Raw genomic sequence first — 17,657 nt, 5'->3', positions numbered from 1 at the left:
GCCAATGGGCCGCATCCTTCCCCAGACCAAAGCGGCGGCGGTCAATCCGCTGAAGTCATCGCAGCCGCTGGGTGCCGCCTTGGCCTTTCTTGGCGTCGACGGCGCGATGCCATTGTTCCACGGCAGCCAGGGGTGCACCAGCTTCGCGCTCGTGCTCTTCGTGCGACATTTCAAGGAAGCCATTCCCTTGCAGACAACCGCGATGGACGAGGTGGCAACGATCCTCGGCGGGGCAGACCATCTGGAAGAGGCGATCCTCAACCTCAAGGCCCGCACAAAGCCAACGCTGATCGGGGTTTGCACGACCGCGCTGGTGGAAACCCGGGGCGAAAACTGCGCAGGAGATATCGCCAATATCGGGCTGAAGCGCACCAAAGAGCTCGCGGGTACGGAGGTGGTGCTGGCCAACACGCCAGATTTCGATGGTGCGATCGAAGAGGGCTGGGCCAAAGCTGTCACCGCGATGATCGAAGGGATTACACGGCCCGGCGAGCAGGCGCGGCAATCGAAGAAGATCGTGATCCTGCCTGGCTGGAACCTCACTGTGGCTGACATCGAGCATTTGCGTGAGATGGTTGAGAGCTTTGGACTGAAACCGGTGATTTTGCCGGACGTCTCCGGCTCGCTCGACGGTACGGTGCCCGACCGTTGGGTCACGACCACCTATGGCGGCACCAGCGTGGAGGATATTCGCGAGCTTGGCACGGCAGGGCAATGCATCGTCATCGGTGAGCATATGCGCCGCCCGGCCGACGTGCTGCATAGGTTGACCGGGGTGCCTTACGTGCTGTTCCGGTCGTTGACTGGATTGAGGGACGCCGATCGGTTCGTATCGCTGCTGTCCGCAGTTTCGGGCGAGGCGGCGCCGGCTGGGGTGCGCCGTCGGCGGGCGCAGTTGCAGGACGCGTTGCTCGACGGACATTTCCACTTTGGAGGCAAGAAAATTGCGATCGCTGCTGAACCAGACCAACTCTACCAACTCGCGAGCTTCTTCATCGGCATGGGCTCCGAAATCGCGGCGGCGGTCACAACGGCCGCTATGTCGAAAATTCTGGAGGAAGTGCCGGCGCAGTCGGTTCAAATCGGCGATCTCGGCGATTTGGAAGCGCTTGGCGCCGGCGCTGATCTTCTCGTTACTCATTCCCACGGCCGCCAGGCGGCCCAGCGCCTCGGCATTCCGCTCATGCGGGTCGGCTTCCCGATCTTCGACCGGCTCGGGGCCCAGCACAAGCTCACAATCCTCTACCAAGGGACCCGCGACCTGATCTTCGAGGTCGCCAACATTTTCGAAGCCAACGGGCGCGCGCCGACGCCTGAGGCGCTTGATCCACTCCGTAAGCGGGAAATGCCAGATGAGCTCCGTCCGTCGCCTCTCGCTCGTCACTGACCAGGTTCACGCACCGACGCCGGAACGTCAGGCCGGCGCATTGCGCGTGGCCATCGCCACGCAGGACATGAAGAACCTCAACGCCCATTTCGGGTCGGCCAGGCGCTTTGCTGTCTACGACGTGATGCGCGAGGAGTGGAATCTCGTGGAAGCCGTGGCCTTCGATGATGTTTCCGACGAGAGCGGGAAGCACCGAACTGAGGGCGACGACCGCATCACCCCGAAGGTGGAAGCGCTAAAGGGCTGCCATCTCCTGTTTTGTCTGGCGATCGGCGGACCTTCGGCAGCCAAACTTGTTTCCGCAAAGATCCATCCGATCAAAGTGCCGCAGCCCCAGACCATCCAAGAGGTGCTGTTGCGCACGCAGATGATGCTCAGGACGTGTCCTCCCCCTTGGCTGCGCAAGGTGCTGGCGCAGGCAGGTGTCGCTGATCAGAAACCCTCCTTCGAGGACGAAAGCTGAAATGAGGAGTGGGCGAAATGTTTGAAGCCGCTGTTAGCCCTGCCGCCACCGAGGACGAGGCGGCCCTTGCCACCCCGTTCGTCAAATGCCTCGTGCGGCTGATTCGTGCCAATGATTCCCACGGGTCATGGGAAGGCAAATCGGACGCCGAGCTGCTGGGCGACTTCATCATCACCAGGGAACAGCGCCGTGCAATTCCAATCATCGGCGATCCCGATCCGGACGTGCTGTGGAGGCTCGATAAGTTCTACACTGCCGTCGGGCTTGCGATTGAGGAACGCTCCGGCCTGATGGCATCGCCGATGATGGAGATAAGCCACGAGGGCTTCGGGCGCGTGCTCTTCACGGCCGGGCGACTGGTCGTTCTGTCCAAGACCCTGCGCGACGTCCATCGGTTCGGCTTCGAGACGTTCTGGAAACTCGCCGCGGCCGGTACTCAACTGGCCGGCGATGCCACCGCAGCCATTGAGGCTTATCCCGAGGTGGCGCGGGCGTGATGGAACCGATTTTCGATCAAGGGGATCATGTCAGGCTCGAGGACATGCGATCGCCAGCCCTCTCAATCGAGGCAGTCGAGGCCGATGTGGTTCTTGGGGTAGCGCTGATGAAGCCACTGGTCCTGATCTGTTCGCAAGATGCGGAGTTGTGTCTGTACTACAGCCACATTCTGGGGGTGGATGGCTTCAGGATTGAACTGGCCAGAAGCGTGGAGGAAGCGCTGGCATTAGCCAGTGAACGGGAGCCGCAGGCCGTGGTGCTGGACTGCCAGCCGGCAAGCTCGACAGGGTCCACCATCTGTGCCCAGCTCAAGGCGGAGTTCCGGAACAGAGGCCTGCTGGTTATTGCCCTGATCGCGCCCGGCGCCGAAAACCAGCACCTCGATCTCTTGAAGGCAGGTATTGACGAGAGCTTTGTGCGGCCCTTCGGGCCGGCGATGCTGCTCGACTGTCTACGGACGAAGCTGGCGCTGCCAAAGCCGGGTTCAAACGGGATCGAAAACGGCAGCTGCCTCCGCTGTGGCAGGCTAGAGATGAACGTCGATGCCCGCCGAGTCCGTGGTAACGGCGACGACATCCACCTTGGACCGATCCAGTTCAAGCTGCTGCGGCATTTGCTCGAGACTCCCGGCATGGTGTTCAGCCGATTCGAGTTAAAGAACGCAGCTTGGGGGGAAAAGATCCATGTCGGTGAACGCACCGTCGATGTCCATATCAGCCGGATCAGAAAGGAGCTGGAGAGGACGTCGGCCGGGAGCGTCATTCGAACCATCAGGTCCGACGGCTACTCGCTGGAGGAGGCGGACGTTGAGCCTGAAGCTGACGGTGAATAGGCATCGGTGCGCTGCCACTCGCTCGAGTGGCCGGACGGCTGAACAGCGAACTGATGTAGTGCCACCCCCATCTCCATCGTGCTGAGGGCAAGTCTTGCGGCTTCGAAACGCGCCTACAGATACGACATACCTAGAAAGAAGCAGTCAGATGGCCTTCAAAAGCGTACTCAGTGTGACGGGAGTTGACCACTCCGATCAGCAGGATGTCAGGACAGCTGCCGGCTTGTGTGCCGAAGTCGGCGCGTATCTTTCCGTACTGGTGATGTCGCCTCCGCCGCTCGTGATGGTCGCCTCGGCCGCTAGGCGGTGGCATCCCCGAGTGGCCTGGACAACGCGCACACGCCATTGCCGCACTGGAACAACGGTACACGCAAAGAGATTTTCACAGGACACGGCCAGTTGGGAAAAAACATCCAGGGAAATTCACAAACTGCTGAAAGCCACGTGGCGGTGCTATGATGTCGATATTGCGTACTGCGAAGCATCGGTGACGCGGTGCGACAGCGGGCGCTCTGCAACGATCTGACATCGTCGGCCGCACTTCTCAACCACATTAACGTCGGTCCTCTTGTTATCAACGGCAGCCCTGTTCGACACCGGAAAGCCGGTGCTTGTCGTGCCGGAGGGCGCTGAGGCGGCTCCGTCTCCACGGCGCGTGCTGGTCGGCTGGGATTCGCGAGTCGAGGCGTCCCGTTAGGTTCGGGAAGCGCTGGATCTGCTATCCAGTGCTGAGGAAGCTCGCGTCTCACTAGTGGATCCGGAGGCGACCTGCACCGGAAATGGAACCGAGCCGGGAGCTGATATCGATGCGTATCTCACTCGGCACGGTGCTCGGGTGTCGGTTGACCTGCTGGCGAGCGCCGGAAAATCGGCAGCCACGGTGCTCGCGCAGCACGCAATCGACACGTCTGCAGAAATGATAGTCATGGGTGCTTATGGCAGCCGCCGGCTGCGCGAGCGGCTCTTCGGTGGCGTGACGAGATGGATAGTTCGGAAGCCGCCATTGCCGCTGTTTTTGGCTCGCTGACGGGCTTGAAGTAGCACCGATGCTGTCCGAAGCTCTACTCCCCTGGGTCACCTATCCTGATGCCAAGTCGGAGAAAGGTCGCGGCAAAGGCGCAAGTCGCGAAGCTCATGAGCAACTTGCAAGCGCCGTTGCGAAGAACATTCCCCGAACGCCCCTAACGCTCGGTGTCTGCTCGCCGAGACAACCCGTAACGCGCAGACAAACGGCCGGGCAGAAGCCCAGGCGTCCTCAATGCGCTCAAAACACCGATACTCGAGCCGGCGTCAGGTCGAGAAAGAGAGTCGTTTCAGCGCCGCAGGCCGCGTTCGGACCGTAGCCTCATCGTATTGGCGTTATCACGATTTCCTTCACCACTGGCCGGGAACGGAACACGGCAACGACCGTGCAGCGGCCAAGGCCCGACCTTCGAGCCCGACGGTCGCGCTCTTGCCGGCTCTCGGCGCGAACGGTGGCATCAATCACGTGTCATCGCCTGGGATGGTAGCCGGTTAGCGGCGAGGGCGGCCGCATCTTCGACGTTTTCAGTCTGCCCGGCCCACCGCGTTGCGACCGAGCGGCCCTGAGGCCGGTCAATTCCGACAACGCTCACATTCGCACCAGGCGGTCCCTGTAGGTCCTGTGCACAGGGACACAGAACAACAAAAGTAGGATCCGGGAGAGTTCACCGGCCCGGCACAGGCCGGCACACATCCCGGCCCTCTTCGCACGGTCATCATCGTCAATCTGATGCCGGTATTCGCGACCCGCAGCCGGACATGACCGGCTTCGTCGTGAAACTCCGGCGTTGCGAGAGGAATTCAAGCGCAAAGCGGAAGAGGTAGGGCAGAACCGATGCTCGGATGGAGCGGCCCCTGCAATCGCAAATGGCGAGATCGCTACCGGCTCCGGACCGGAACGGCAAGACGCTCAAGCCGGTGGCGTGAAGCGGAGGATCATGACGAGCCTGACGACGCCCATCGGCCTCGTCCCTCGGCCCGAATGCATATTGAGTCGTCCGCGGCTTTTCTGCCGACGCGAAGCGCGTAATGCTTGTCCAAAACCTGACAGCGGCAGAAAACATGTCGCGTCCAATACAAGCGGCGATCTTGGGCGCCACAGAAGTTTTTCAAAGTATAATCAAGCGTTTACCGCGCGCTGAGCGCGTTGGCACGGCCTTTGCGAATTGAGATTCAGCAACACTGAGTGAAGGCTGACTGCACGCAGATGCGCAAGACGAACAATGCTCTCCCTTCGTTGAACCCTCGTGCCCCGTCTCAAAGGGTAACAAGCTTGCGGACAAGGTCACGCAACCTCTGGCAACAGCTTTGGAGGGCAAGATGATGTTGCGGATGGGGTCACCGGCTCCTTCGATCAAAGTGGAGGACTGGCTGCGTGGCGAGCCCCTTGCGGACTTCCAGCCCGGCAAAGTCTATATCGTCGAATTTTGGGCAACTTGGTGCGAACTATGTGCGGCGGAGATGCTCGAGCTGATGCGGCTACAGGAAAAATACAGGGACAGCGGACTTGAGGTCGTCGGGATCGCGGCTGATGAAGACGCTCCAACGGCCGTCGAGGCCCGGACCAAGTTGGGCGCGTGGTTGGCCGAAAAGTGCCCGGATGTGAATCATCGGATTGCGTTCGACTTCGCAGGCGAAATGAAGAAGCTTTGGAGGGAACCCAGCTTTTGCGTCGGGATTCCGACCTCGTTCGTAGTCGACCGAGACGGCTGCATCGCCTTTATCGGTCATCCGAGCCAACTCGGTGAGCTTTTGCCGAAAGTGTTCAACGGCAGCTGGACTACCAGCAACAAAGCGAAAGCCGCCGATCAGCAGCGGATCGCCACAAGCGAACCCCTGGCGCGCGGACAAGCGTTGAAGAAGCCGATCGATGACAGGTTCTGGGCGGCGGTGAAGTTGGAAGATTGGAAGACGGCGCTCTGGGCTATCGAAGAGGGCATTGCCTTGATGCCGGACGACCTCAGTTTCCGCCTGGCTCATGCGCATCTGTTGCTTCACAAAATCCAAGACATATGGACCGGCTTGTCCGTGATGCGGCAATTGGTTCGCGACGCCATCGACAAAAATACCGAGGATTGGACGGTTTCGGTGCTAGACCAACTTTTCCATCCGGCCAATGACCATTCGCGCCTTCCCCCTGCTGAGCGCTTCGCGATGGGCAAGGAGCTGTCCGAACACATCCTGGCGCTGAATCCCCCGCAAGGCGACAGTCCTAAGTTCCGGTCCTATCCCGCGGTCGCCCGGTACTATCACGAGAACGGCAACAATGATCGCGCGATCGAGTTGGTCGAACTGGCACTGACGTCGCTGGACGGTGCGGAGCCTATCCCAGCCGAATTGAAAGAGCAGCATCTGCCGGATTTGCTGCAGGCCCTCGCCAGGTACAGGGGTGCGAAGGCTTGTTGCGGCGCTCTCTTTGCGGCTCCGCAAAACAGTTTCCCGAGGGTGCCAAATCGCGGTCGGCCGAGGAAGAAAGATAAAAAAGGGTAATTGGTCGAAATGGCTTACTGGCCAATTCGTCCATTTCCCTGGCGTGACCGCAGGAAGGAGGTCCATGCAGCACTTGGTCCATCGTTTGCAGCAGGATCGAGGCTCGAATCTTCATGGCCTCCCGCATTGCGGCGGAAGCGATCTTCGACGCGAATTCGCGTGGAAGACTTCGCAGTCAAGGACGTGTTCAAGGTCGCCCGAGGGACATCAATTGCGTGGAATCAGCGGGGCCGAGCCAAGCGTCTGCTGCGCAAGTGTGCCCGAAGTAGGCGCCCCAGAAAAAAGACATCGTGCTTCGAGGAAGAGGACTGAAATGAGCAAAAGGCGAAATGTCTGATGCCGCGGTCAGCCCGGCTGTCAACGAGGACGAGGCGGCCCTTGCCACCCCGTTCGTCAAATGCCTGGCGCGGATGATCCGTGCTCAGGAGTCCTACTGCTTATGGGAAGGCAAATCTGACGCCACGCTGCTGGCCGACTTCATCATCACCAGAAAAGCGCCAAGCGATCCGTGGCATGGGCTACCCCGATCCGGACGTGCTGTCGAGGCTCGATTTGTTTTACATCGCCGTCGGGCTTGCCGTTGCGGAGCGTCTCCGCCCGGTGACATCGCCAATCGTGGAGATGAAACCGTAAGGACTTCGGGCCGTGCTTTTCATGGTCGGGCAACTCGTCTTTCTGTCCAGACGTCCATGGGTTCGGCTTCGAGACGTTCAGGAAGATCGCGGAGGCCGGTACGAAACTGGTCGACGATTCGAGTTCAGCCATCGAAGCCTAGCCCGACGTGGCACGGGCCTGAAGAAACCGATTTCGAGAAGGATTATGTCAAAGCTAGACGAGATGGGGAAGAAAGTCCGAAGGCTTCAGCTGCGCGCGGCAGTTGCCAAGATGCAATTGCGACCTTGCAGAGGATCTCCCGGAAATGGACTGAGATAGAGGTTGCTCAGGAAACGTCGGCGGTTTTTGCCGAGTTGAATGGTGCCAAGAGAGCGCTCGCTGAAATGAAGAAGTTACGATGACGAACACATTTATCACCCGCGACGGCTCCGGATGGGTGCCGGAATATCTCACCGCTATAGACGTCACGACCTGCATCGGCTGCGGCCGCTGTTTCAAAGTCTGCTCTCGCGAGGTCATGCATCTTTACGGCGTCGATGACGCGGGTGAAATCCTCGGCGCCTGCGACGGCGAAGACGACGATTTCGATGGCGAGCTCAATCACATGATCATGGTCGTCGATCATGCTGGCCGCTGCATTGGCTGCGGGGCCTGCGCCCGCGTCTGCCCGAAGAACTGCCAGACCCATGTTGCGGCCGATCAGGTCGCAGCGTGATCTGAGGAGACAAAGCCAGGAGAACGGCGTTGCCCTTTAGAATGTTTTGTCGAGTCCTGGGGGTGGTGCTGTGCAGCACCGCACTGACTGTCTACTTCGCATCTCGTTCAATCGGCACAGTAGTCGTCACGACCCTGGCTTGTTCCCTGCTCCTTCAGCTGGCGTATTTCGCAAGCGTGCTCTTTCTGATCTGGCGGTCTGGCCACGTTAGCCGGGCTGGCCAAAGGGCTGAGCATTTCGGCAGCTGCAAGGGAGTTGGATGTCAGCCGCCAGACAATAAGAAAGCTGGATATCAGCCGCCAGACTATAAAGAGGTGAGAGATGAATCTTCAGATGTGCCCCAGTTCGTTCCGACGGGCGGCATATCGCTGCTGCGTTGAGGCGCGTTGACAAGATCAGAACTGACGTGCTCCCCGTTTTGTCCGTGTTTATACGTTAGCCCTGTTCACTTTTTGAGGTGCTCCCCGTTTTGGGTCGCCCCGGGTCGGAACTTCGGTGTGGCTCAGGGCGGCACGGCCGCCGATGAGCCTTTCATGAGCGATATCGCCGGCTTATTGCCGATCGCGCTATGTAGTCCTAAGCCATCACGAGCGGGCGAACATCGATGACGATGAGTTGCGGGCGGTTCGGGGGTTGGCCGGGCTGTGCCGGCGAAAATCGAAGGCCAATCTCGCGGCTGAGCTAAAAGCAGGGCCCTGTTGGAGATCAGTGATGACGACTAGGCAAAGTTCAAGAGCGAAGCCTTCGAGGCGATCCACAGCGCCGTGGACGGCATGCACCGGGCCGGAACGACAAGGCAACGCTGCGCAGCTTCGACGACAGTTGCCTAGCAGTGCCGAAAGAATTCCCGCCGGACGAGATGAAGGCACTGCGTGAGAAGAGCCGTGTCAGCGAGCCGGTCTTCGCGCGCTATCTGAACACGTCGGAATCGACGGTGCTGAAGTGGTCGACCGTGAACAATCCGCGCTCTAAGCGGCGACCGGCTTGGGCTGGAGTTGGAGCAAAGCGATCAAGAGCGACAAAAAACACTTCAGCCATCTGAGCAGGAGGGAGAAGTTGTAGCCGGCGGCGGCCAGGATGGCGTTGACGGCGTCGCCCTGCTGGCCGGCGAGGTAGTTGCGGCCCATGCGGTGCTCGGTCTTGATGTGGCCGATCACGGGCTCGACCGCCGACCGCCGACCGCCGCCGCATCTGGCGTTTGATGGCCGCAGTGACGCGGCGTTTCTGGCCGCTGGTAAAGACCCTGAACTTGTGGCTTTGCGGTGCGTTGTGGCCGCGATAGCCGGCGTCGGCGAGGATGCGGCCGATCTCGTTGCCGATGATCTCTTCCATATCGGGGATGACGCTTGCCAGCGTGTGGCCGTCGTAGGGATTGCCGGGCAGTGCTTTTGCATGCAGAGCGAACTGGCCACCCTTGGAACGCTTCAGCGTGGTGGCCACCGACACCTTCACTCCGAACTCGTAGGGCCTATGCGCCTTGCCCTTGCCGATCCATTCCACCTCGTGCGCGTCCAGGCTGTAGATCTTGCGGCCGCGCTGAAGCTGACGTTGCTCGATACCGGTTGCGGCCTGATAGAGCGGCCATTTTGAAAAGCGCGTCCAGTTCCGCATCGCCGGTGACCTGGCGGGAGATGTCGCGAATGGTCCGGCCGAGATAGGTCTTGAGCCTGCGCAGCGCATTTTTTTGGCCCGCTTGAACTGCTTGGCGTGGGCATAGCGCTGGTGCTTGATCAGCGCCAGCTTGCCGACCCGCACATAGGTCTGGCGCAAATTGAGCCCCGTCTTCCTGGCCAGCCGCACCAGCCGCTCACGCGCCCTGTGGATGAGCTTGGCGTCGGTCGGGGACATCACGTTCTTCGGCTGCACGGTGGTGTCGACGATCACCTGGCGCGTGTCGGACGGCTTCATCGCAGTCCGCCTGCGCCAGCCGTACCAGCTCGTGCTTCATGTTGATGATCTGATCGAGCCGGGAGCGGAACAGATCCTGCTTTCCCATCTCGCGCTTCTCGCGTGGCATGGACATTCGCCGTCCCCTCGATTCGCCGCCGCCGAACCGAGTGAATCACGCTCCGCAGCACAAGGGAATCGCAAAACGAATTGCAGGAAAACAACACCCTCAAACCGCCAATCTTGCAATTCCAACGCCGCTCCCCGCCTCAATCAACATGCCAGGTCAACGGCTTGCGGATAGTTCACGGTCGACGAAGTGGGAGGACTGGCGCCAAGCGGCCGAGCGGAATGGCGCTGAAACTACGTCCGTGGTGCAGAAGCACGGACTGGAGGTGCTGCGCTAGGCGTTTTGCCGCTACGTGCGAGAAGGCAAGCTTACCGGACATAAAACATGATCGACAGGCGCGGCGGTTGCTGGCTTAGCTACTGGCGAAAAGCGCCGCGATCAGCTACTCATGTGGTATGGCCCCGCGCGCGGATCATTCCCGAGCCTCCTCCGACGTTCCCGGCGTTTCCCGGTTGGGCGCGCTCGCCGCCGTCTGGCACCCCTGAAGACACAGGCTTTCTCGCCGGGGGCGGCGCTGGCGGTGCTGCATCCGATTGCCCGCCGCGAGCACCCGCTCGGCATTTTGTGGAGACAGCGACTGGCGCTGTCCTGCGCGGCAACGCTAGCGCGCCAGGGCGGCCGCAGCGAGGACGCGGCCACGCTGCGCGATCACTGGTACCTGCGCCGCGACGGTGACGACCCAGGCCCGGCCGGGCAACCGCCGCTTCTCGCGGCGCACTTAAAGCGTGGCGATTTCCGCTAAGCCGCCGCCTATGTTGACGGTGCCGGCCCGTGGCTCGACGCCTGCAATCTGGCCTACGCAAGCGGCGCGGCCGCCGCTGCAGACTTGCACGCCCATCTCGCCCGGCGCGCTGAGAACCTTCTGGCCGCCGCACCCAAGCTGCGCGGCAAGGACGCCGGCATGATGCTGGCGATACTCATCAGCGAGGATGCGCAACCTGCAAGGACGGGCAACGCCGCGAGCGAGCGATCGAGCTGTCGTCTGTTCGATCGGCTGGTCGCGCTGGGCGGCGTGAGGGAGCTGGCCGGCCGGCCGGCGTTCCGCCTCTACGGGTTGTGAACGATGGCCAGGCGTGCGCGAAGTGTCGGGACGATCGAGCTCTCGGCTGACCTCGGCCGCCGCGCCGAGCGGCTGCTCGCCGTCGCGCCGAAATTGCGGGCAAAGGGGGCGGACCACGGGCCACCACTTCTGTCTCGTCGTCGAACGGTGTAACCGCCGCGACCGGGCCAAAAGTCTCCTGGCGCATGATCAGCGCCTTGTCGGGCACGTCCACAAGCAGCGTCGACTGGTAAAACAGCGATCCCGCCGCGTGAAGCTTGCCGCCGGCAAGGCAGCGCGCGCCGCGGGCGAGCGCGTCGGCAACCTGCTCCTCGACCTTTTTGACGGCCCGCTCGTGCATCAGCGGTCCGATGTCGGTTTCGTTGGCGAGCCCGTTGCCGATCCGCAAGGTATCGACGCCGCGGGCGAGGGCGGTGCAGAACCGGTCATAGATCGGCCGCTGCACGTAGATGCGGTTGGCGGCAAGGCAGTCCTGGCCTGACGTGGCGAATTTGGCGTCGATAGCAATGCTCACAGCTCTGTCGATATCGACATCGTCGAAGACGGTCAGCGGCGCGTGGCCGCCAAGCTCCATCACCAACCGCTTCATCGTCGGCGCACTCTGCGCGGCAATCAGCCGGCCGACCTCGGTCGAGCCGGTGAAACTCATGGCGCGGACGCGTGGGTCTTCGCACATCCGCCCGACAATGGTCGAAGCCTTGCCGGTGACGACGTTGAAGACGCCGGCGGGCAGTCCGGCGCGCTCGCCGAGTTCGGCCAGCGCCAGTGCCGACAGCGGCGTTTCCGAGGACGGGTGGGCGACGATGGTGCAGCCGGCGGCGAGCGCTGCCGCTGCCTTGCGGGTCAGCATCGCCGACGGGAAATTCCACGGCGTCACGACGCCGGCGACACCGAACGGCTCGCGCCGCACCATCATCTCGGCTCCGGGCAGGTGGCTGGTGACGCTCTCGGCGTTGAGCCGCTTGGCTTCTTCCGCATACCACTCGACGAAGGAGGCGGCATAGTCGATCTCGCCCAGCGACTCCCTGAGTGGCTTGCCCTGCTCGAGCGTCATCAGCAGAGCGAGGTCGTCCTTGGCTGCGAGGATCAGCTCGAACCATTTTCGCCGGATCTTTGCGCGGTCCTGCGGCAACAGAGCCCGCTAGGCGTGAAAGGCGCGCGAAGCGGCATCGATAGCCTTCGTCGTCTGGCCCGCATCGAGCGCTGCGCCGAAAGCGACGGTGGTGCCGGTAGCCGGGATCGGTGACCTCGAAACTCTCGGCGGCCTCGCTCGCCGTCCAGTGACCGTCGACATAGGCGAGCTCGCGCAGCAGCCGGCGGTCGGCGAGGCGGTCGAGCGCGTCATGGCGGATTGTGCGGGCAAAGTGCGCAGACATGGTCGAGGCCTCCCGGGTCGGACTGACACGGGAAGACTATTCGCCATGGGCAGACAGAGAGGCTGTTTGGATGCCTGAGAGACAGTCTCTCTATTGTGCGCCCCGGGAAGAGGATATCTCTGTGGGCTTGTTACGATTGCGCCGGCAACAGGTTGGCCACCGGCAAGATGGTCTCTTCCTTAACCGTCTTGGTGACAACATAGGTGAAGTAACGGTCGATACCGATCTCGCGCTCGAGCAAGGCGTCGACCAGCCGCTGATAGGCGTCGATGTCGCGCGCCATTACCTTCAGAACATTGTCGACGCCACCACCCACCGACCAGCAGGCGACGATCTCGGGGATGTCCCGGATGATACGTTCGAAGCGGTCGAAATCGGCCTGGCGGTGGCTGGCCAGCGTCACCTCCATCAGCACGGTGGCGACCGGCGCTATCACACGCATGGCGACGCTGGCGTGATAGCCCGACACGATGCCAGCCTTTTCCAGTTTGCGCAGCCGCATCCAGCACGGTATCGGCGACAGTCCGACCTTGTCGGCGAGCGCCAGCTTGGTGATGCGTCCGTCGCGCTGGATGGCGTCGAGGATTTTGAGATCGATCGGATCGAGTCTTAGGAACGCCATGCTAAGTACCCATTTGACGCACTTATATCAGTCCAATTTCCGGCCTGTAGCATGCTCCGTCGTCAGCGCCGATCGCAATATGATCCGCTCCCAGTCAGTCGCCATTCCTGAGAAAACGCCCGGCAACCGACACCTACTGTGGTGTTTGTCGGATCCGCGACACATTGTTTTCGCCCTGGTTGCCTGCTGCACTCCGGGTCAATCATTGAACAAAACTCAGAAAAACATCCCCTCGGCGCAATTGGCATGGCTTTTGAGACGTCCTCTTCGTGAAACGCGACGCGAGGCGGCACCGGTGTTCGTCTAAGTCATTCTCCGCAGCTGTGGCTCAGGACCTGGGTGGCGACAATCCGGCAAGCTACCTGGTTCGACCACGAGCCCCAATCGCAGGCATTCCCGCCGGCCCGCCAAGTCAATACCCAAATGGGGAGGCAACGATGACTGACCAAAGTGCACCAGATCGCGAGGAGGAATTCGCGATCTTCAACCATCTCGAGTCTGAAGTTCGCAGCTACGCCCGCAGCTTTCCCGTCGTTTTCGCGAGGGCGCGAGGGGCTCAGCTGTTTGGGCGAGACGGAACAGCTTATCTCGACTTTCTCATGGGCTGCTCGAGTTTAAACTATGGGCACAACCCCCCTGAGCTGAAGGCAGCGCTCACAGACTACATTGCGGGTGACGGCATCACGCATGGCCTCGATCTGTATAACGAAGCCAAGGAGTCTTTTCTGCGGGAATTCCACGAGACGATCCTTAGGCCGCGACAACTAGACTACGTCGTACAGTTTCCGGGTCCGACCGGCGCGAACGCGGTAGAGGCTGCCCTCAAGCTAGCGCGCAAGATCACTGGTCGGTCCAACATCATAGCTTTCACCAATGGCTTTCATGGCGTGAGCCTTGGTGCTCTCTCCTGCACCGGCAGCCGATACCACCGCGCAGCCGCCGTTCAGCTGCTCGGCGGCGTCACACGGCTACCCTATGATGGCTATCTTGGATCCCGTGTAGACACCGCCGATTACCTTGATCGCCTGCTCTCGGATCCCTCCAGCGGCGTGGACGCCCCGGCGGCAGTGATTGTAGAGACCGTTCAGGGCGAAGGCGGCCTGAATGTCGCCGGCACGGAGTGGCTGCGCAAGGTAGCAGCCATTGCGCGCAGGCACGGAGCTCTGCTGATCGTAGACGACATCCAGGTCGGCGTTGGCCGGACCGGTGCGTTCTTCAGCTTCGAGGCGGCCGGTCTCCGCCCGGACATCGTCACAATGGCCAAATCGATATCGGGCTATGGCCTGCCTATGGCCCTCGTCCTAATCGATCGGCAACTCGACAGGTGGGAGCCCGGAGAGCACAACGGCACGTTCCGCGGCAACTGCCATGCTTTCGTCACCGCCCGGGCAGCCATCGAGCACTTCTGGCGAACGGATAGCCTTGCAGAGTCCGTCGAGGAGAAAGGCAATCTGCTGAAAAATCGACTTGAGCAGATCGCGCAGAAGTACGACCCAGGCCGGGCGTCAGTTAAGGGTCGGGGTATGATCCGGGGCATCGATCTGAAGTCCGGCGAGGTTGCCGGGCAGGTCATTAGCACCGCCTTCCAGCGGGGCCTCATCGCCGAGACCGCTGGTCCTTATGAGGAGGTCGTGAAGTGTCTGCCTCCTCTTGTGATTGGGGAGGATCAGCTTAGCCAAGGCCTCGACATCCTCGAGGGCGCTATCGACAGCGTGATCGGCAGCACAGTGAACACGCCGGCTTGAGAGGTGAACCATGATCGTCAGGGATCTCGACGAGGAGAAACTAACAGCCCGACGTGTCGAAACGTCGAGCCTAGGAAAGCGTGCCACCGTCGGTCAGGGCGATAATGCCGCGTCCTATACCGCCGTCGTTGCTGACGATCGCCTGAACGAGCTCGGGATCGTCTCCGTGCTTCGGACAACAAGGGAGTAAGGCATGTCCAATCCCAGCCGCAATGTACTGCTCATCGACTCCACAGGGAGAGGGCACGCTATTGCTGACCTCTTCCAACGCAGCGACCCTTCCGTACGGGTCTTCTATGGGCCGGGAAACTCGTCGGTAGCTGACGAGCGCATCTGCACGGTTCCAGAGATTTCGCTAAACGATCCGGGATCTGCAGTACGATTTTGCCAAGCCCGTCCAATAGACTTCGTCTTTGTCTCTCACATCGACGCGCTCTCCACCGGCTATGTGGATTTCCTCAAATCCAACGGAATCCCCACAATTGGCCCAGATCGTGCTGCAGCTCGACTAGAAGCTAGCAAGGCGTACACGAAGTCGCTCCTGCAGCGGTACAACGTGAAGACGGCGCGTTTCGCGGTCTTCGACCGGCCCGAACCTGCCAAGTGCTATATTCGCGGGCTCGACTATGATGTGGTCGTCAAGGCGGACGGGCTATGCGAAGGCAACAGCGCCTATGTATGCAGCGACCAAGCATCGGCGCTTCAAGCCGTCGATAACATCATGCTCGCGCGGGCACACAAGGATGCTGGAAACCGCATCGTCGTTGAGGAGCGCCTCTTCGGAGTGGAGATATCGATCTTCGCCCTCTTCGATGGAAAGGAGTTTCTGCTGTTTCCGGCGGCCCTGGACTACAAGCGATCCGACGATGGCAACAAGGGCGCCAATTGCGACGGTATGGGGTCGCTTTCCCCACATCCGCTCGCGGACGAGGCGCTTTACCGTGAGATACAGACCGAGCTTCTAGAGCCTCTAGGGGCTGCAATTCTGGGTGAAGGCTTGATGTACACAGGCTTCATCTATATTGGCGCCATGCTATGCGATGACGGCATCAAAGTCATTGAAATCAATGTCCGATTCGGCGACTCCGAGGCCCAGGCTGTCCTGCCCAAAGTGCAGAGCAACTTCGTCCAGCTATGCGAAGGCGTCCTTCTGGGAACCCTTGGCTCGATGTCTCTTGAGACCGACGATAAATGCTACTGCAATGTAGTGGCCGCACAAGGGCCAACGTTGCGATTGGACGAGGACGGCCGCGAGATCCGCCAGCCGGGATGGCCGCATGGAGATTTCGAGGTCGGCTGCCCGATTTCTGGACTTGAGGCAGTGGACCGCCGCAACTCCCGTCTGTTCGTCGCTAATGTCCGCCGCGATGCAGAGAACCGTCTTGTAACGGCAGGCGGACGCGTGCTGCACGTCACTGGCTTCGGTGACAATTATGCACAAGCTGTCCACCATGCCTATGCCAACATTGAGAAAATACGGTTCAAAGGCATGTCCTACCGCTCCGACATCGGCCTGATCTATGGCTCGGTAGATGCTAAGCGGCAGCGATGGGAGATCCCATCGCTGCCCTGGACATGGCAAATGCCACGAGGAGCGCTCTCATAGCCCGAGGGACTGACAGCCCTGAACTGCGCAATGAGCGCCTGCCCAACACGAGTGCACCAATCAACTATGGAGAAACGATGATGATCATCAGGACACTAGAGGAGGCGGAGCAGTCCGACCGACGCGTCGCCGCGAAGAACTGGGAGAGCATTCGCCTTCTCCTTAGTCAGGACGGAGTCGGATTCTCTTTTCATATCACAACTATGTTTCCGAATACCGAGACGCGCATCTGGTACAAGAACCACTTCGAGGCAGTTTTCTGCATCGAGGGCGAGGGTGAGGTCGAGACACTGGCGGACGGCAAGATTCACCCCATCCGACCGGGGACGATCTATATCCTGGACAAGCACGACGGGCATATCCTGCGTGCCAAGACACAAATGCGTAACGCCTGTGTGTTTGCCCCCGCCCTTCATGGCAAAGAAACTCATGATGTCGACGGCTCATATCCTTTGTAGCGAGTACAGCGCCGGGCCAAATAACCAGATGGAGCAAAAGAGGTATCTCTGCCCGCTGCCCAGAAGATTGCGGCAGGGAGTTGCCCCATTTCTTTAGCCTGGATTCCCCAGCAACCCACTTCTCAATCGGAGCCCCCTCATGGAGATTCGTCCCGTAGGAACTGCCGACCGCGACGGATGGCGGTCTCTTTGGAACTCGTATTGCGCCGATCAGGGTGTCGGTCTATCGGAACAAGAGACTGAGACGATCTGGCGGCGGATCGAGCACCCAGACGACCCAACGAACGCGCTGATAGCTGTCGGGCCCACTGGCGCGGCGTTGGGTTTGATCAACTTTATCGTCCATCCCTATACTTGGAGCGATCGGCTACTCTGTTTTCTCGTTGATCTCTATATCGATGATTCTCGACGGCGGCAGGGGATAGGCGAAGCCATGGTAGCGCACCTGGCCGCCCACGGTAACCGGCAAGATTGGCTGAGGATATATTGGAACACGGACAGGTCTAATACGCGCGCGCGCGCGTTCGCGGATAGCATTGCCCGATTGAGTCCATATCTCTCCTACCATCTTGATCTGTAGAGGCGGCCCTGAGGCGCTCTTGCAGGTCAGGCGGCCGCCGGAGGACGTGCCAGAGCCGTGAAGGATGAATTGGCGCTACTATCGCTGGATTGAGAGCATAGGCGCTAAGATAGGTATTGCCCTGCGGAATCGGGTGTGATTCTACACTGCGATGACACACGAATCGCTTG

16 protein-coding genes and 5 pseudogenes are annotated in these 17,657 nt (G+C 60.7%); 18 read left to right on the top strand and 3 right to left on the bottom strand.

Features of this window, described 5'->3' with window-relative positions:
- The first annotated feature begins 4 nt into the window (after positions 1-4).
- The 11 genes and pseudogenes from nifN to X771_RS1000000169585 all read left to right on the top strand — a co-directional run.
- Positions 5-1,387: a nitrogenase iron-molybdenum cofactor biosynthesis protein NifN gene (nifN, locus tag X771_RS136440; protein ID WP_023690552.1), complete on the top strand. Its 1,383-nt coding sequence runs from the start codon at positions 5-7 to the stop codon at positions 1,385-1,387.
- Positions 1,353-1,850, top strand: a complete 498-nt coding sequence (nifX, locus tag X771_RS136445; RefSeq protein ID WP_023690551.1) for a nitrogen fixation protein NifX — start codon at positions 1,353-1,355, stop codon at positions 1,848-1,850. Before nifN ends, nifX begins: the two co-directional genes overlap by 35 nt.
- 17 nt (positions 1,851-1,867) lie before the next feature.
- Complete coding sequence (locus tag X771_RS136450; protein ID WP_023690550.1) at positions 1,868-2,347, top strand: NifX-associated nitrogen fixation protein; 480 nt, start codon at positions 1,868-1,870, stop codon at positions 2,345-2,347.
- The gene (locus X771_RS136455) at positions 2,347-3,180 is read left to right on the top strand and encodes a response regulator transcription factor (RefSeq protein ID WP_023690549.1); all 834 of its coding nucleotides are present in this window, start codon (positions 2,347-2,349) and stop codon (positions 3,178-3,180) included. The genes X771_RS136450 and X771_RS136455 overlap by 1 nt, the downstream gene beginning before the upstream one ends.
- Positions 3,181-3,931: 751 nt before the next feature.
- Positions 3,932-4,207 carry a universal stress protein gene (locus tag X771_RS1000000169595; protein WP_245262830.1) on the top strand — a complete coding sequence of 92 codons (276 nt, stop codon included), beginning with the start codon at positions 3,932-3,934 and terminating at the stop codon, positions 4,205-4,207.
- A 1,316-nt stretch (positions 4,208-5,523) separates the two neighbouring features.
- Complete coding sequence (locus X771_RS136460) at positions 5,524-6,693, top strand: TlpA disulfide reductase family protein (RefSeq protein ID WP_031203383.1); 1,170 nt, start codon at positions 5,524-5,526, stop codon at positions 6,691-6,693.
- Positions 6,694-7,022: 329 nt separating this feature from the next.
- Positions 7,023-7,468, top strand: a pseudogene (locus tag X771_RS01000000165580) (DUF269 domain-containing protein).
- Positions 7,469-7,705: 237 nt separating this feature from the next.
- Positions 7,706-8,023, top strand: a complete 318-nt coding sequence (gene fdxB, locus X771_RS136465) for a ferredoxin III, nif-specific (protein WP_023690546.1) — start codon at positions 7,706-7,708, stop codon at positions 8,021-8,023.
- A 41-nt stretch (positions 8,024-8,064) separates the two neighbouring features.
- Entirely contained in the window at positions 8,065-8,403 is a 339-nt protein-coding gene (locus tag X771_RS1000000167680) for an exopolysaccharide production repressor protein (RefSeq protein ID WP_245262832.1), read from the top strand.
- A gap of 208 nt (positions 8,404-8,611) precedes the next feature.
- Positions 8,612-8,745, top strand: a pseudogene (locus X771_RS1000000169590) (type II toxin-antitoxin system RelE/ParE family toxin); the annotation flags it as partial.
- A 30-nt stretch (positions 8,746-8,775) separates the two neighbouring features.
- Positions 8,776-8,975: pseudogene (locus X771_RS1000000169585) on the top strand (transcriptional regulator); the annotation flags it as partial.
- Positions 8,976-8,991: 16 nt separating this feature from the next.
- Here X771_RS1000000169585 and X771_RS00760 read toward each other — a convergent pair.
- Positions 8,992-10,046: pseudogene (locus X771_RS00760) on the bottom strand (IS5 family transposase).
- Between the two features lie 514 nt (positions 10,047-10,560).
- On the opposite strand from X771_RS00760, the gene X771_RS1000000169580 reads away from it, so the two are divergent.
- The 3 genes from X771_RS1000000169580 (at position 10,561) to X771_RS1000000168505 (ending at position 11,253) form a co-directional block, all read left to right on the top strand.
- The gene (locus X771_RS1000000169580; protein WP_245262829.1) at positions 10,561-10,782 is read left to right on the top strand and encodes a DUF1403 family protein; all 222 of its coding nucleotides are present in this window, start codon (positions 10,561-10,563) and stop codon (positions 10,780-10,782) included.
- Between the two features lie 84 nt (positions 10,783-10,866).
- On the top strand, positions 10,867-11,100 hold the full coding sequence (locus X771_RS1000000169575; RefSeq protein WP_245262828.1) for a DUF1403 family protein: 234 nt from the start codon (positions 10,867-10,869) through the stop codon (positions 11,098-11,100).
- A gap of 3 nt (positions 11,101-11,103) precedes the next feature.
- Entirely contained in the window at positions 11,104-11,253 is a 150-nt protein-coding gene (locus tag X771_RS1000000168505) for a DUF1403 family protein (protein ID WP_245262831.1), read from the top strand.
- Here the strand turns inward: X771_RS1000000168505 and X771_RS01000000165575 are convergent.
- A pseudogene (locus tag X771_RS01000000165575) lies at positions 11,216-12,476 on the bottom strand (NAD-dependent succinate-semialdehyde dehydrogenase); the annotation flags it as partial. The gene X771_RS1000000168505 and the pseudogene X771_RS01000000165575 overlap by 38 nt on opposite strands.
- Before the next feature lie 130 nt (positions 12,477-12,606).
- Positions 12,607-13,098 (bottom strand): Lrp/AsnC family transcriptional regulator, encoded by a 492-nt coding sequence (locus tag X771_RS136475; RefSeq protein WP_023690540.1) that lies wholly within the window; start codon positions 13,096-13,098, stop codon positions 12,607-12,609.
- Positions 13,099-13,535: 437 nt separating this feature from the next.
- Between X771_RS136475 and ectB the strand changes: the two genes are divergently transcribed.
- The 4 genes from ectB to X771_RS136495 all read left to right on the top strand — a co-directional run bounded on the left by ectB (position 13,536) and on the right by X771_RS136495 (position 16,907).
- Positions 13,536-14,843: a diaminobutyrate--2-oxoglutarate transaminase gene (ectB, locus tag X771_RS136480; protein ID WP_023690539.1), complete on the top strand. Its 1,308-nt coding sequence runs from the start codon at positions 13,536-13,538 to the stop codon at positions 14,841-14,843.
- Positions 14,844-14,853: 10 nt separating this feature from the next.
- On the top strand, positions 14,854-15,033 hold the full coding sequence (locus X771_RS136485) for a hypothetical protein (protein ID WP_023690538.1): 180 nt from the start codon (positions 14,854-14,856) through the stop codon (positions 15,031-15,033).
- A 3-nt stretch (positions 15,034-15,036) separates the two neighbouring features.
- On the top strand, positions 15,037-16,449 hold the full coding sequence (gene purD, locus X771_RS136490) for a phosphoribosylamine--glycine ligase (protein ID WP_023690537.1): 1,413 nt from the start codon (positions 15,037-15,039) through the stop codon (positions 16,447-16,449).
- 77 nt (positions 16,450-16,526) lie between these two features.
- Positions 16,527-16,907, top strand: a complete 381-nt coding sequence (locus X771_RS136495; protein WP_023690536.1) for an ectoine synthase — start codon at positions 16,527-16,529, stop codon at positions 16,905-16,907.
- The last annotated feature ends 750 nt before the right edge of the window (positions 16,908-17,657 follow it).

This window comes from Mesorhizobium sp. LSJC269B00 (assembly GCF_000502815.1).
Lineage (GTDB): Bacteria > Pseudomonadota > Alphaproteobacteria > Rhizobiales > Rhizobiaceae > Mesorhizobium.
Note: the sequence above shows the minus strand (reverse complement) of the source record. Positions and strands in the feature narration are given on the sequence as shown.